Source organism: Allosaccharopolyspora coralli, from assembly GCF_009664835.1.
Classification (GTDB): domain Bacteria; phylum Actinomycetota; class Actinomycetes; order Mycobacteriales; family Pseudonocardiaceae; genus Allosaccharopolyspora; species Allosaccharopolyspora coralli.
The window spans coordinates 1,076,067-1,089,310 of record NZ_CP045929.1; the positions used below are offsets into that span (position 1 = coordinate 1,076,067).

At 68.6% G+C, this 13,244-nt stretch carries 11 protein-coding genes; 7 read left to right on the forward strand and 4 right to left on the reverse strand.

The genetic code is table 11. The features are described 5' to 3' along the window. The first annotated feature begins 169 nt into the window (after positions 1–169). Together GIY23_RS05110 and GIY23_RS05115 are read left to right on the forward strand one after the other, a co-directional pair. Complete coding sequence (locus GIY23_RS05110) at positions 170–1,360, forward strand: acyl-CoA dehydrogenase family protein (protein WP_154075597.1); 1,191 nt, start codon at positions 170–172, stop codon at positions 1,358–1,360. Then, positions 1,357–2,460 (forward strand): acyl-CoA dehydrogenase family protein, encoded by a 1,104-nt coding sequence (locus GIY23_RS05115; protein WP_154075598.1) that lies wholly within the window; start codon positions 1,357–1,359, stop codon positions 2,458–2,460. The genes GIY23_RS05110 and GIY23_RS05115 overlap by 4 nt, the downstream gene beginning before the upstream one ends. A gap of 100 nt (positions 2,461–2,560) precedes the next feature. Here GIY23_RS05115 and GIY23_RS05120 read toward each other — a convergent pair whose 3' ends face one another. Beyond that, positions 2,561–3,313, reverse strand: coding sequence for a phosphatase PAP2 family protein (locus GIY23_RS05120; protein WP_154075599.1), 753 nt, complete (start codon positions 3,311–3,313; stop codon positions 2,561–2,563). Between the two features lie 419 nt (positions 3,314–3,732). Here GIY23_RS05120 and GIY23_RS05125 point away from each other — a divergent pair, with 419 nt between their 5' ends. Both GIY23_RS05125 and GIY23_RS05130 read left to right on the forward strand, forming a co-directional pair. Continuing rightward, positions 3,733–5,232, forward strand: a complete 1,500-nt coding sequence (locus GIY23_RS05125; RefSeq protein WP_154075600.1) for a long-chain-fatty-acid--CoA ligase — start codon at positions 3,733–3,735, stop codon at positions 5,230–5,232. Positions 5,233–5,411: 179 nt separating this feature from the next. Further along, positions 5,412–6,092, forward strand: coding sequence for a TetR/AcrR family transcriptional regulator (locus GIY23_RS05130; protein ID WP_154075601.1), 681 nt, complete (start codon positions 5,412–5,414; stop codon positions 6,090–6,092). A 112-nt stretch (positions 6,093–6,204) separates the two neighbouring features. Here the strand turns inward: GIY23_RS05130 and GIY23_RS05135 are convergent, their stop codons facing one another. Continuing rightward, complete coding sequence (locus GIY23_RS05135; protein WP_154075602.1) at positions 6,205–7,548, reverse strand: MFS transporter; 1,344 nt, start codon at positions 7,546–7,548, stop codon at positions 6,205–6,207. A 358-nt stretch (positions 7,549–7,906) separates the two neighbouring features. Between GIY23_RS05135 and GIY23_RS05140 the strand changes: the two genes are divergently transcribed. Then, entirely contained in the window at positions 7,907–8,869 is a 963-nt protein-coding gene (locus GIY23_RS05140) for a phosphotriesterase family protein (protein ID WP_154075603.1), read from the forward strand. Between the two features lie 251 nt (positions 8,870–9,120). On the opposite strand, the gene GIY23_RS05145 is transcribed toward GIY23_RS05140, so the two are convergent. Then, the gene (locus GIY23_RS05145; RefSeq protein ID WP_154075604.1) at positions 9,121–9,711 is read right to left on the reverse strand and encodes a TetR family transcriptional regulator; all 591 of its coding nucleotides are present in this window, start codon (positions 9,709–9,711) and stop codon (positions 9,121–9,123) included. 128 nt (positions 9,712–9,839) lie between these two features. Here GIY23_RS05145 and GIY23_RS05150 point away from each other — a divergent pair, with 128 nt between their 5' ends. Beyond that, entirely contained in the window at positions 9,840–10,769 is a 930-nt protein-coding gene (locus GIY23_RS05150) for an NADP-dependent oxidoreductase (RefSeq protein ID WP_228717558.1), read from the forward strand. A 61-nt stretch (positions 10,770–10,830) separates the two neighbouring features. Here the strand turns inward: GIY23_RS05150 and GIY23_RS05155 are convergent, their stop codons facing one another. Further along, positions 10,831–12,258 (reverse strand): amino acid permease, encoded by a 1,428-nt coding sequence (locus GIY23_RS05155; protein ID WP_154075606.1) that lies wholly within the window; start codon positions 12,256–12,258, stop codon positions 10,831–10,833. Between the two features lie 137 nt (positions 12,259–12,395). Between GIY23_RS05155 and GIY23_RS05160 the strand changes: the two genes are divergently transcribed. Next, the gene (locus GIY23_RS05160; RefSeq protein ID WP_154075607.1) at positions 12,396–13,217 is read left to right on the forward strand and encodes an IclR family transcriptional regulator; all 822 of its coding nucleotides are present in this window, start codon (positions 12,396–12,398) and stop codon (positions 13,215–13,217) included. Positions 13,218–13,244 lie beyond the last annotated feature (27 nt).

Genomic DNA, 13,244 nt, shown 5'->3' on the forward strand with positions numbered 1-13,244 from the left:
ACATGAGGGCTGCAGCCTTGCTCCCGGGTGGCGCGTGCTGACACGCTGGCTAAGCGGTCGCTCAGTTGATCATGTGCGTCCGTGAGTCGCGCGGCAGCGACGGTTCCGACCGTCGCGGACGTCGGAACCGTCGCCGACCAGCTCCTCTCGATCCCAGGGAGTTCCTCCGATGGAAGACGACACCACAGCAGCGGACCTGCGCCGCAGGGTCGCGAGCGTGCTCGCCGAGCACGACCCCGCCACGAGTGACCCACTGGAGTTCCACCGCGCCCGCTTCGACGCCGGGTTGGCATGGGTGCACTTCCCCGAGGGGTTCGGCGGTCTCGGCCTGGCGCGCGAGCTGCAACCGTTCGTCGACGGACTCTTCGAGGAAGGCGGCGCGCCGGACAACAACTCGAAGATCAACGGCATCGGGCTCGGCATGGCCGCGCCCACGATCCTCGCCGCCGGGTCGGAGGAACAGCGCCGTCGCCACCTCCGGCCACTGTGGACCGGGGAAGAAGTGTGGTGTCAGCTGTTCAGCGAGCCGGACGCGGGATCCGACCTCGCCGCGCTCGGCACGCGCGCGGTCCGCGACGGCGACGACTGGGTCGTCAACGGGCAGAAGGTCTGGACCTCCGTCGCACACCTCGCCCGGTTCGCGATCCTGATCGCACGCACCGCACCGGAGCTACCCAAACACCAGGGGATCACCTACTTCATCTGCGACATGACGGCGCCGGGAGTCGAGGTGCGGCCGCTGCGGCAGATCACCGGTGAGGCCGAGTTCAACGAAGTCTTCCTCACCGACGTACGCATCCCGGACGGTCAACGCCTCGGTGCGGATGGGGACGGCTGGCGCATCGCCAACATCACCCTCAACCAGGAGCGTGTCTCCATCGGAGGCAGGGACACTCCGCGCGAGGGCGGAATCCTCGGCATGGTCGCCGACACCTGGCGTCAGCGCCCGGACCTGCGCACGCCGGAACTACACGACCGGCTGCTGACGATGTACGTCGAGTCCGAGGTCGCCCGCCTCACCGGCGTCCGGATGCGGCAGAAACTCGCGGAGGGCAAGCCAGGGCCGGAGGGGTCCGCGCTCAAGCTCACCTTCGCCCGCCTGAACCAGGAACTCAGCGGGCTGGAACTGGAACTGCTCGGTGAGGACGGGTTGCGCTACGAGGACTGGACGATGGTGCGGCCGCAGAAGGTCGACTTCACCCAGCGCGATGCCGGTTACCGGTACCTGCGCGCGAAGGGCAACTCCATCGAGGGCGGCACCTCGGAGATCCTGCGCAACATCATCGCGGAACGCGTACTGGGCCTGCCCGCCGAAGCCCGCGCGGACAAGGACATCCCGTGGAAGGACCTGCCCCGATGAGCGCCGACATCACGCTGCTCGAGTCCGACGTCGAAACGTCGTTGCGCAGCACCGTGCGGGAAATGCTGGCCGACCGCTGTGATCCGAACGCGGTGCTGAGCGCCTACGAGGGCGACCGCGCACTCACCGCCTCGCTGTGGAAGACGGTGGCCGTCGAACTCGGGCTCGCCGGACTGGTGATTCCCGACGAACGCGGCGGGGCCGGTGCCTCCGTGCGCGAGGCCGCGGTGGTGCTGGAGGAACTCGGCCGCGCGGTCGCGCCGGTTCCGTTCCTCTCCAGCGCGGTCGAGGCTGCCATCGTGCTCCGGGAGGGGAACTCCGCCCTGGTCGAGCAGGTGGCGTCGGGGGAGCGGACCGCCGCGCTCCTGGCCCCGTTCTCCACCGCCCCGGACGCCGACTTGCCCCGGATGAGCGTGGACGGAAACGAGCGGCTGAGCGGACGCGTGACGAGCGTCGCGGGCGCACTCGAATCCGACACGCTGCTCGTGGCGGCGGACACCGTCGAGGGCACAGCGGTGTACGCGTTGCGAACCTCGGACGTGGCGGTGGCTTCGTTCGTGTCCTTGGACATGACGCGGCCGCTGGCGGACATCACCGTCGACTCCGTTCCCGGCGAGGTGGTCGTGCCCCCGAACTCCGGCGAGGCGGCGTTCCGGCGGGCGCTGCGGGCCGGGGCCGCACTGCTCGCATCCGAACAGGTCGGGGTGACGGCATGGTGTCTCGAGTCGACCATCGCTCACCTCAAGGAACGCAAGCAGTTCGGCCGCACCGTGGGCGGCTTCCAGGCCCTCAAGCATCGGCTCGCCGACCTGTTCGTCGAGGCGGAGTCGGCGTCGGCGGCCGCGCGGTACGCGGCGGGCGCACTGGCCGCGGATTCCGACGACGCGGCGATCGCGACCGCTGTCGCGTCCTCGTACTGCGCCGAGGTCGCGGTCCACGCCGCCGAGGAGGCCGTCCAGTTGCACGGGGGGACCGGCATGACCTGGGAGCACCCCGCACACCTCTACCTCAAGCGGGCCAAGGCGGACGAGATCGGGCGGGGCAGCCCCGGCCACCACCGTCGCGTGCTCGCCGACCTGGTGGACATTCCAGCGAGCTGAGAGCGCCCTGCGGAACTTGGGGAGGTCGCCGCCCCGTGCCGCGGCTGGTCACGCATGAGGCGTGCCCTACGGGCACACACGCCAGTTCCCCAATGCCCTTTCAGGCGTGGGCGAGTCGATGGAGCAGCTCGCGCGCGGACCGGGCGAGCGGGCGCAGGCTGAGCAGCAACACGGTCCAGCCGACTCCCAACAGCAACCCGCCGAAGACATCCGAAGGAGAGTGCACGCCGAGCACGATCCGCGAGAGCATGGCCGTCGCGGTCAGCGCCATCGCCGCCAACAACACCGCAGCGCGTCGCCGGGAGCCGGTGAGTAGCGGCAGGATCAGCAGGGCGATCATCAGATACACCGCCGCCGCTTGGGCCGAATGACCGGACGGGAACCCGAAGCCGTCCTCCACACCGACCAGCGGCAGCGCGGGCGGACGCGGCCGAGCGATGATCCATTTGGTCAGCCCGACGAGGGAGCCGACGCCAGCCGAGGACGCCACGAGCAACACGAGCGGGGACCAGGATCGTTTCCGGCGTACCAGCAGCACACCGGCCACGACCGCCAACGGGAACACCACCAGGGTGTCGCCGACCCAGGTCAGAACCGACCAGACCGCGATCGCCGGTTCCGACCGAACCTCGCCCACCAGTTCCAGCAGACGCCGGTCCAGGGCCACCACCGGTCCTCGGTTGTACACCTGGCCGGCCAGAGCCGTGAATCCCGCGGCGCACAGGGCACTGATGAGCACACCGAGGGCTCCCGAAACCCAGGGCCATCGCCGCAGAATCGTCCGCAGGTCCCGCGTGACGGACGGCCGTTCGGCTCCGTGCGTGTTCGAGGAGTCGTCGCCCGCAGCCGCCATTCCGACCTCCACACGCACGAATGAGTCACAGCGTCCCGAGATCGAGCGTTTCGGCGATCGCACGTCCCGGTGCCGGTGAGCACGTCCTCGGGTGAACGACCAGTCGTGCCCGTGCCGACCTCGAACAGGGACGAGGCTCGTGACTTCGTCACGGGCGTCAGCGGCACCTGCCCTTGTGGACGAGGATAGGGCACAGGTGCTGGTGCCCGTTCGAACCCATCGGAGACACCCTCGAAGGGTGCACGGGGTGACCTGTGTGGGGAGGTGGGCGGTGGAAGCTCACGTGGCCGGCCGGCCCGCGTAGGCGGCGGGAGATCCGCGCGAACATCACCTCGGTGCCATGATCCGAGGTTCATTGAATTCGACCTCAGGTTCACCTAGCGTGGTTGTGACGCGGAACACGCACGCTGGAGGGAATCATGCCGAACGTAGCCCGACCGCCGTGGGAACACGCGGGCTCGGCCCCGAACGCGGTGGCGCTGCGGGCGGGCGACGAGGTGTGGACCTACGCGCAGCTGCGGGATGCCTCGGCCGCGTTCGGCGGCGAACTCCGAGCACTCGGCGCACGTCCTGGAGACCGAGTTCTGCTGGTGGCTCCCACCGTCGCGGAGTTCGTGGTCGCGTATCTCGCCGGGCAGCTGCTGGGCACGGTGGTCATCACCATGAACACGATGGCGACCGAGCCCGAGATCGACTACGTCGTGGAGGACTCCGGTGCGTCGCTGTTGATCGCCTGGCACGAGGCGAGCCTGGCTGCGTCCCGCGTGGCCGAGGAACGTGACCTGTCGTTTCGGGTGCTGGCACCCGGAGCCGGGGCACGTTCGGGGACGCCCGTGGACGAGCCGGTGGAACGAAACCTCGACGACACGGCGGTTCTGCTCTACACCTCCGGAACCACCGGGCGCCCCAAGGGCGTCGAACTCACCGTGGGCAACCTGCTGGACACCGCGAGGACGTTCGTCGAGCAACTCGACCTGACCTCGCAGGACCGGTTCGGTACGGCGCTGCCGCTGTTCCACGTCTTCGGGCAGGCCGTGTGCCTCAACACGGTTCTGACGACCGGCGCGTCGATGTCACTGCTCTCGCCCTTCGAGCCCGTCGCCATGCTGGAGATGATCCGGCGGGACCGACTGACCACTGTGGCCGGTGTGCCGACCATGTGGAACGCGATGCTGCACGCCTCCGGCGACTTCGGCCCCGCCGACTTCGCCGATCTGCGACTGGCCTCCTCCGGGGGTGCCTCGCTTCCGGGTGAAGTGATCACAGCGTTCTCGGACCGGTTCGGCTGCACGATCCTCGAGGGTTACGGCCTCACCGAGTCCAGCGGTGCCGCGACCTACAACGCGCCGGATCGGCAGCAGCGCATCGGATCGGTCGGGATTCCGCTTCCCGGCACCGACGTGGAGATCCGGAACCTCGACGGTGAGCCGGTGCCTGCCGGCGACGTGGGCGAGGTGTTCCTGCGGGGGCCGAGCGTGATGAAGGGCTACTGGAACCGTCCCGACGCGACGGCGGCCGACCTCGCCGGCGGGTGGTTGCGGACCGGCGACCTCGGCCGTGTCGACGAGGACGGCTACCTCTACATCGTCGACCGTGCGAAGGATCTCATCATTCGCGGCGGCTACAACGTGTACCCGCGCGAGGTGGAGGAAGTGCTCTACGAACACCCGGACATCGTCGAGGTCGCGGTGCTCGGAGTCGCCGACGACGCCTACGGTGAGGAGGTCGCCGCGGTCGTCGCCACCCGCTCCGGCGCGCCGATCGACGAGGACGAACTGCGCACGTGGGCGAAGGAACGGCTGTCCCCCTACAAGGTGCCGCACCGGTTCCGTTTCGTGGACACCTTGCCGAAGGGACCGAGCGGGAAGATCCTCAAGCGTGCCATCGACCGGGACGCACTCGAGAACCCCGCGAGCTGAGCCCGCGGTACGGCCTCGGACGGGTTGAGCGCTGCGGTCCGGCACACTGCGCCGAAGTGTCCCCGCCGCCTCCGCACACCGGCCGCGAGGTGAGGTTGCGCCACGGAACTACCCAGGCGAACTCGCCCGTCGCGCTGGCTGGGTTGTGGGAACATCGTCCGCGGTGGACAGGAGGCCCCATGACGAACGGTTCCCGAGGTCGTCGGCGGCGCGGCGACGAGATTCCGGCTCTGGTCGAGAGTTCGTCGCTGCGCGAGCAACCCAGTACCGCGCGCGGCGCACGCACCCGCGCCGCGCTCGTCGCTGCCGCGCGGGTCGTCTTCGAACGAGACGGGTACTTCGGCTCGCGGCTGACCGACATCAGCGCCGAGGCGAACTGCTCCACCGGCAGCTTCTACACGTACTTCACCAGCAAGGACGAGATCCTGCTCGCGGTGATCGAGGACGCGCAGCACGACATGCTGCACCCCGGGACGCCACACCTCGCCCCGGAGGACAGCTCGCCCGCCGCGGTCATCGAAGCCAGCAATCGTGCCTACTTCGAGGCGTACCGGCGGCACGCGAAGCTGATGCTGATCCTCGACCAGCTCGCCGCGAGCAACGCCGAGTTCCGGGAGCTGCGGCGCAGGCGCGGCAAGGCGTTCGCCGACCGCAACGCCCGCGCGATCAAGGACCTGCAGGACAAAGGGCTCGCCGACACCGACGTCGACGCGGGGATGGCCGCGCGCGCACTGTCCGGAATGGTCAGTCGGATGGCGTTCTACTCCTTCGCGATGGAGGAGAACTATCCGCTCGGTACGCTCGTCGAGACCACCACGAAGCTGTGGCTCAACGCCTTGAACATGACCGACGACCGGTAGCCGCTCGCCGGTCCTGTCCGCCTCAGTGTGGTACTCAAGAGGACCCCAACGCGGCGAGGCGCGAACTGGGGCGGCGGTACCGGGCCACCGCTCCAAGTTCCACAGCGCCTTCTCACGTCGTGGCCGGGGACGGTGTCGCGGTGGTCCCGGCTCGCTGGTGGGTCTCGGGAGAAAGCAGCACGCAGGTCAGCGAGATCAACGCCACCAACGCCATGTACCCGGAGACGGCGAGGGTCGTTCCGGTCGCCGCGAGTAACGCCGTCATCAGGAACGGCGTACCACCGCTGATCACGATGGCAGGCAGCTGGTAAGCGATGGAGGCCGCCGAGTACCGCACGTTCGGCTGGAACAGTTCCGCGAGGTAGGCCGCGTACGGACCGTAGACGAGGGACGACGCGACACCGCCGATCGCCACCGCGACGAACACCCAGAACAACGACTCGGTGTTGATGAGCCAGAAGTACGGGAACGCCCACAGTGCCATCGCCGCCGCGCCCACGATCATCAACGGTTTGCGTCCGATCCTGTCCGATGCCGACCCGGCCCAGTAGATGGCCGCCACGCCGAAGGCCGACGCCGCCAACGAGGCGATGAGCAGCGAATCCCGCGACATGCCCAGTTCGCGCGTGCCGTAGTCGAGCACCCCGGCGACGCCGATGTAGAACACCGCGTTGCTGGAGCCGAGAATGCCGGCACCGAGCAGGATCCGGCGCCAGTGCGTCGTGATCGCCTCCCGGATCGGCGCCCGCACGACCTTCGCGCGTGACGAGTCGGCGGCCTGCTTGAGCTGCTGGTACTCCGGGCTGTCCTCCACTCGCGTCTGGATGAACAGCACGATCGGCAGCAACAACGCGCTGGCGAGGAACGGAATGCGCCAGCCCCACGCGACGAAGGCCTCGCTGGGCACCGTCAGTCCGACCACCAGGAAGGCGACGGTACCGAGGATGAGTCCGAAGGGGACGCCCATCTGGCCGAACGTTCCCGCTTGTCCGCGCCTGCCGGGCATCGCGCTCTCGGTGAGCAGCAGAATCACGCCACCCCATTGGCCGCCGACCGCGATTCCTTGCAGGAACCTCAGTGTCACCAACAGGATCGGCGCGGCGACGCCGATCTGCGCGGCGGTGGGTAGCAGCCCGATCCCGACGGTCGAGCCTCCGACGAGGATCAGGCACGTGACCAGAGCCGGTTTCCTCCCGATCCGGTCGCCGATGTGCCCGAAGACGAGCCCGCCGAGTGGCCTGGCCACGAACCCCGCCCAGAACGTGCTGAACGACAACAGCGTCGCGGTCAGCGGGGACGCGTCGGGGAAGAAGATCGTGCCGAAGACCAGCGCCGCGGCGGTCCCGTAGATGAAGAAGTCGTACCACTCGATCGAGGCGCCGACGAGACCGGCGGCCATGAGCTTGCGCAGGTGCTTCTTGCGTTCCGGCGACGGAGCGGTGTTCGCGGACGTCATGGGCCACTCCATGCGTGAGTGTCGGGCGGGAACGGCGGACGGCGTGGTGTTGCCGCGGTGGATCGGTCTGCGGTCGCCTCGTGGGTGCCGCAACGGCGGAATCCGGGGAGCGTCAGGTGCCCGAACAGCCGTCCGCGCACGTGCTCGTCGGACCGTGCGGCCGTCGGACTCGGGCGGCTGGGTCGTTCGTCGCGGTGTCGGGCCGGGGTGGCGGTCACGCCCGGCGGGAGTGATCGGGACCACAATCTAAACCAAAGTCGAATCCGGATTCAAGAGTTGTGGCCATTGACTGCGGGGGTCGCCGTCAGCAGACTCGGCGGATCCGAGCTTGGGTGCACGTGGGGAAACGGGTGTCGCGATGACGGCGGTACACACGGTGAACGGTCCGGTGAGCAGTGCCGAGCTGGGCCGGGTCCTGGTCCACGAGCACGTGTTCGTGTTGGGCGAGGAGTACCGGCAGAACTACACCGACTGGGACGAGGACGCGCGGGTCGAGGACGCGGTCCGGCGGCTCACCGAACTCAAGGAGCTCGGCATCGACACGATCCTCGACCCGACGGTGCTCGGGCTCGGACGGTACCTGCCGCGCATCCAGAAGATCGCCGCGCGGACGCCGCTCAACATCGTTCCCGCGACCGGCATCTACACCTACAACGACGTGCCGTTCCAGTTCCACCACCACGGTCCCGGCCTGCTGTTCGACAAGCCCGAGCCGATGGTGGACCTGTTCGTGCGGGATCTGACCGAAGGAATCGCCGACACCGGTGTGCGGGCGGCCTTCCTGAAGTGCGCCATCGAGGACCCGGGTCTCACGCCGGGTGTCGAGCGCGTGATGCGCGCGGTCGGGCGGGCGTCCGTGCTGACCGGTGCCCCGATCACGGTGCACACCAACGCGCACACCCACTCGGGGCTGGTGGCCCAACGGGTGCTGGCCGAGGAAGGCGTGGACCTGTCCCGTGTGGTCATCGGGCATTCCGGTGACTCGACGGACCTGGACTACCTCACGAAGCTCGCCGAAGCGGGTTCGCTGCTCGGGATGGACCGGTTCGGGCTCGACGTGCTGCTGCCGTTCGACGACCGGATCGACACGATCGTGGAACTGGTGCGTCGGGGATTCGCCGAGAACGTCACCGTCGCCCACGACGCGGCCTGCTTCATCGACTGGTTCGACGAGGCCGAGAAGGAAGCGGCGGCGCCGAAGTGGAACTACCGCCACATCAGCGAGGACGTGCTGCCCGCGCTGCTCGAACGAGGTCTCACCGACGACGACCTCGACACCATCCTGGTGCACAACCCCCGCCGCTACTTCGAACGCGAGTAGGACTTCTTGGAGGCTGCGCGGATTGCTCTGCGTTGGTGGTGGGGTGGCGGAACCTCTCCCGCCCTCCTCGCTGCGGGATCGGTTTCTTGAGTAGCGGCCTACGCGGCGAAATCGCTGTCCTGGCGAGGAGGGCGCTGAGAACCCGCGGGTGGTCGGGCTGGGTACGTGGTGACTGCCAGCGGTTCCCCAGCCTGAGACGACCCGCCGGTCAGTTGCCACGGAAGTACCGACGCACGCGCTCGAGATCGGGGTCAGCGGGCGCCGACGAGACGGGTCGCCAGGTCCGCGTAGTGCTCGCCGATCTCGTCCGGCGTCCACTCTCCCTCCTCGCGGTACCAGCGTGCGATGTCGATGCCCAGCGAGAGCAGTGCCACCGCGGTCATCCGTGGATTCGTGACCGTGAACTGTCCACTCGCGACTCCGGTGTCGACGAGGTGGCGCAGTTCGTCGCTGATGGTCCGGCGGAGGAGGCGGATCTCTTCGGCGTGCTCGGGGCCCAGCGCGGACAACTCGTCATTGATGATCCTGGCCTGGGTGTTCCCGCGAGCGTGGTGCACGGCGAATGCCCGCACGACCGCGCGCAGCCGCTCAACCGGATCCGACGCGCCGGCGATGGCGTCCCGCACGACCGCGAGCGTCTGCTCGTGGCCCGCTCGCGAGATGAGGTGAAGCAGCTCTTCCTTGGATTTGTGGTGCACGTAGAGGGCCGCCGGAGACATCCCGGCAGCGGCGGCGATGTCGCGGGTGGTCGTGCCGTGGAACCCCTTCTCGGCGAACGCGGCGATCGCGGCTTCGAACAAGCGGGCTCTGGTGGCCTCGGCGCGTGGGGTGGTCGCGGACATCGGCCCCATCTTCGCAGAGCACGCCCCGCAGGCGGCACCGACGGACCGGGGCGGATGGTGGTCGGAGGGCGTCCGGCGGAATAGTCGGCGGTGCCGGACCGGTTGGTGCCGATATGAAGGCGATTGGTGTGACGGAGTTCGGCGGCCCCGAGGTACTGCACGCGGTGGAGTTGCCGCAGCCTCGCCCGGGAAGCGGACAGGTGCGGGTGCGGGTGCACGCCGCGACGGTGAACCCGACCGACACGGTCCTGCGCAGCGGCGCACGCGCGGAGGCGATGCGCGACGACCCGAAACCGTACGTCCCGGGCATGGACGTCGCCGGGGTCCTGGACGAGGTCGGTCCCGACACCGAGACCGATCTGGCCGTCGGCGAGCACGTGATGGGCATCGTGGTACCGCGGGGAAACCACGGCGGGTACGCGGAACAGGTCGTGCTGCCCGCCGAATCGGTGGTCCGGGCGCCCGCCGGGGCCTCCGACGTCGAGGCGGCCACGCTGCCGATGAACGGGCTGACGGCCCAGATGACGCTGGACCTGCTGGCATTGGTGCCGGGGCAGACGCTCGCGGTCACCGGCGCTGCGGGCAGCTACGGCGGGTACGTCGTGCAACTGGCCAAACATCGTGGCCTGCGGGTGGTCGCGGACGCCTCGGCCGCCGATCGCGCGCAGGTCGAGAGCCTCGGTGCCGACATCGTCGTCGACCGTGGCGAGGACGTCGCCGACCGGGTCCGTGAGGCGGTGCCCGACGGGGTCGACGGCCTCGCCGACGGTGCGGTTCTGGACGACAAGGTGATCGACGCAGTGCGGGACGGAGGTGGCATCGCCACCGTGCGGTTTTTCGCCGGGCAACCCGAGCGCGGAGTCACCTACCACCGAGTCATGGTCCCGCAGTACGCGACCGAACACGGCAAACTCGACCAGCTCCGGGTGCTCGCCGAGCAGGGCGTGCTCACACTCCGGGTCGCGGACACGTTCCCGGCCGAGCAGGCCGCGCAGGCGCACCAACGGCTCGAGGCCGGTGGCACCCGCGGACGCCTGGTGCTCACGTTCGCCGAGTGAACCGGTGACGCACTCTGATGATCCCGGTGGTACGGGGCCGCATCGCCTACCACCGCGAGCCTCACTCCGAGTGCACCTCCGCCGCATCGACGCGTGAGTCTTTTTGGTGGCTATAGGCACTAAAAGGGCTCACGCGGGTTCTCTGCCGCGCGACGAAAACCACCGACAGCAGCCCGAGCCAGACGACTCCGACGTAGAGCGCGACCCGAGTCTCGGCCGAGAACGCGAGCACGACGAAGACGAACAGCATGAACACGATCGTCACGACCTGGGCATACGGCCACAACGGCACCGGGAACCGCAGCGCGGCGGCCTGCTCGGCGTTCATCGACCGCCGCGCGCGGTACTGGGAGAGCACGATCATCAGCCACACCCACACCGTGGCGAACGTCGCGATGGAAGCGACGACCGCGAAGACGTTTTCCGGCATCACGTAGTTGAGTACGACCCCGATCAGCAGCGCGCCGGTCATGACGATCACCGTCATCCATGGCACGCCGTTGCGCGAGACCGCGGTCATGATCGCCGGGGCCTGACCGCGCTGCGCCATGCCGAACAGCATCCGTCCGGCTCCGAAGATGTCGCTGTTGATCGCCGAGAGCGCCGCGGTGATCACCACGACGTTGAGGACGGTGGCCGCCGAGGTCAGACCGACGCTGTCGAAGATCTGCACGAACGGACTACCGGACGAGTCGATCGAATCCCACGGGGTGATGGCCATGATGACCGCCAGAGTCAGCACGTAAAACAGCAGTACCCGCACCGGCACCGTGTTGACCGCACGCGGGATGGTCTTGTGCGGTTCTTCGGCCTCTCCTGCTGTGACGCCGATGATCTCGGTGCCGCCGAAGGCGAACACGACCACGGCGAACGAGAGCACGAATCCCTCGACCCCCATTGGGAAGAACCCGCCGTGCGACCACAGGTTGCTCACCCCGGTGGCGTCCGGGTTCCCGGAGAAGCCGAAGACGAGGATCGCGATGCCGCCGAGGATCATCGCGACGATGGCCGTGACCTTGGCGAGGGTGAACCAGAACTCCAGCTCGCCGAACACCTTGACGCTGAGCAGGTTGGCAGCGCCGATGACGAACAACGTGGCGAGCACCCAGATCCATCTCGGCACGTCGGGGAACCAGAATCCCATGTAGACGCCGAGCGCCGTGACGTCGGCGATGCAGACGATGACCATCTCGAACGCGTAGGTCCATCCGGTGACGAACCCGGCGAGGCGCCCGAGATGTCTGCTCGCGTACTCCCCGAACGAGCCGGGCACCGGGTTGTCGACGGCCATCTCGCCGAGCGAGCGCAGGACGAGGAACACCGCGGCCCCGGCGATCAGGTACGCGAGCAGTACCGAGGGCCCGGCCTGGTCGATGGCTTCGGACGATCCGTAGAACAGCCCGGTTCCGATGGCCGAGCCGAGTGCGATGAAGCGGATGTGCCGCGTGGTGAGACCTCGACTCAGTCCCGCCGTGTCTTCGTTCACCATGTCCTCCCTGCGGGAACCACGCCGTTCCTCCTCGGTGCCGGGGATGTTCGCGGCTGCGCACTCGGAACGTGTTGCGGGCCACAGCCACGGACGCCCAGAATGTATAGTGCTGTATATACATTTCGTCAAGGGGTGACATGCGAGCTACAGGAAAGGAATCGAGTACGTCGCCGGCTGTGGGGCACGCCCTGGACATCCTCGTCCGGCTCGCCCAACGGCCCGGCCCCGTGCGAGCCTCGGCGCTCATGCGCGACCTCGGGCTGCCGCGCTCGTCCGCCTACCACATTCTGTCGGTACTGGAAGATCGCGGATTCGTCGTGTACCTGCCGCAGGAGAAGGCCTATGGGCTCGGCGCGTTCTCGTTCGAGATCGGCTCCGCGTACCTGCGCCATGAATCACTGGAACGGCTGGCCCGGCCGATCCTGCGACGACTCGCCGCCCGGCTCGGCCAGACCGTCCAACTCGGCATCCTGCACGGGGCGGAGACCGTCTACCTGCTCAAACAACCTCCCGATGCGGAGCCGACGGCCGATGTAGCGCTGATCACGGATGTCGGAGTCCGGCTGCCGTCGCATCTGACCGCCAACGGGCGCGCGATTCTCGCGGACACGCCCGGAGCACAGTTGCGAGCGTTGTTCGCCGGTCCCGCCGACTTCGTCACCCGCACCGGGAGCTGCCCCCGCTGTCTGGCGGACCTGCGCCGGATACTCGAACGGGACCGCGCTCGCGGGTGGTCCGAAGAGGTCGAACTCGTCGCAGACGGTCTCCGATCGGTCGGGACGGCCGCCCACGACCACGCCGGGCGGCCCGTCGCCGCGGTGAGCACGACCTGGTGCCGCCACCATCACGATCGGGATCCGGCCGAGGTCGGCGACGTCCTGCGTCGCGGCGCCGCGAGGTTGACGCGAAGCCTGTCCGGCTGTCCACCGGCCGTGGACAACTCCGACGAGCGGGCCTGAAGAGCGCATTCTGGAACTGGGGTGTGT

What these genes read in the sequence shown, in the direction of transcription:
- GIY23_RS05115 (WP_154075598.1), top strand. Translation starts at nt 1,357, where the DNA reads ATGAGCGCCGACATCACGCTGCTCGAGTCCGACGTCGAAACGTCGTTG.
- GIY23_RS05155 (WP_154075606.1), bottom strand. Translation starts at nt 12,258, where the DNA reads ATGGTGAACGAAGACACGGCGGGACTGAGTCGAGGTCTCACCACGCGG.
- GIY23_RS05120 (WP_154075599.1), bottom strand. Translation starts at nt 3,313, where the DNA reads ATGGCGGCTGCGGGCGACGACTCCTCGAACACGCACGGAGCCGAACGG.
- GIY23_RS05135 (WP_154075602.1), bottom strand. Translation starts at nt 7,548, where the DNA reads ATGACGTCCGCGAACACCGCTCCGTCGCCGGAACGCAAGAAGCACCTG.
- GIY23_RS05130 (WP_154075601.1), top strand. Translation starts at nt 5,412, where the DNA reads ATGACGAACGGTTCCCGAGGTCGTCGGCGGCGCGGCGACGAGATTCCG.
- GIY23_RS05110 (WP_154075597.1), top strand. Translation starts at nt 170, where the DNA reads ATGGAAGACGACACCACAGCAGCGGACCTGCGCCGCAGGGTCGCGAGC.
- GIY23_RS05125 (WP_154075600.1), top strand. Translation starts at nt 3,733, where the DNA reads ATGCCGAACGTAGCCCGACCGCCGTGGGAACACGCGGGCTCGGCCCCG.
- GIY23_RS05145 (WP_154075604.1), bottom strand. Translation starts at nt 9,711, where the DNA reads ATGTCCGCGACCACCCCACGCGCCGAGGCCACCAGAGCCCGCTTGTTC.
- GIY23_RS05140 (WP_154075603.1), top strand. Translation starts at nt 7,907, where the DNA reads ATGACGGCGGTACACACGGTGAACGGTCCGGTGAGCAGTGCCGAGCTG.
- GIY23_RS05160 (WP_154075607.1), top strand. Translation starts at nt 12,396, where the DNA reads ATGCGAGCTACAGGAAAGGAATCGAGTACGTCGCCGGCTGTGGGGCAC.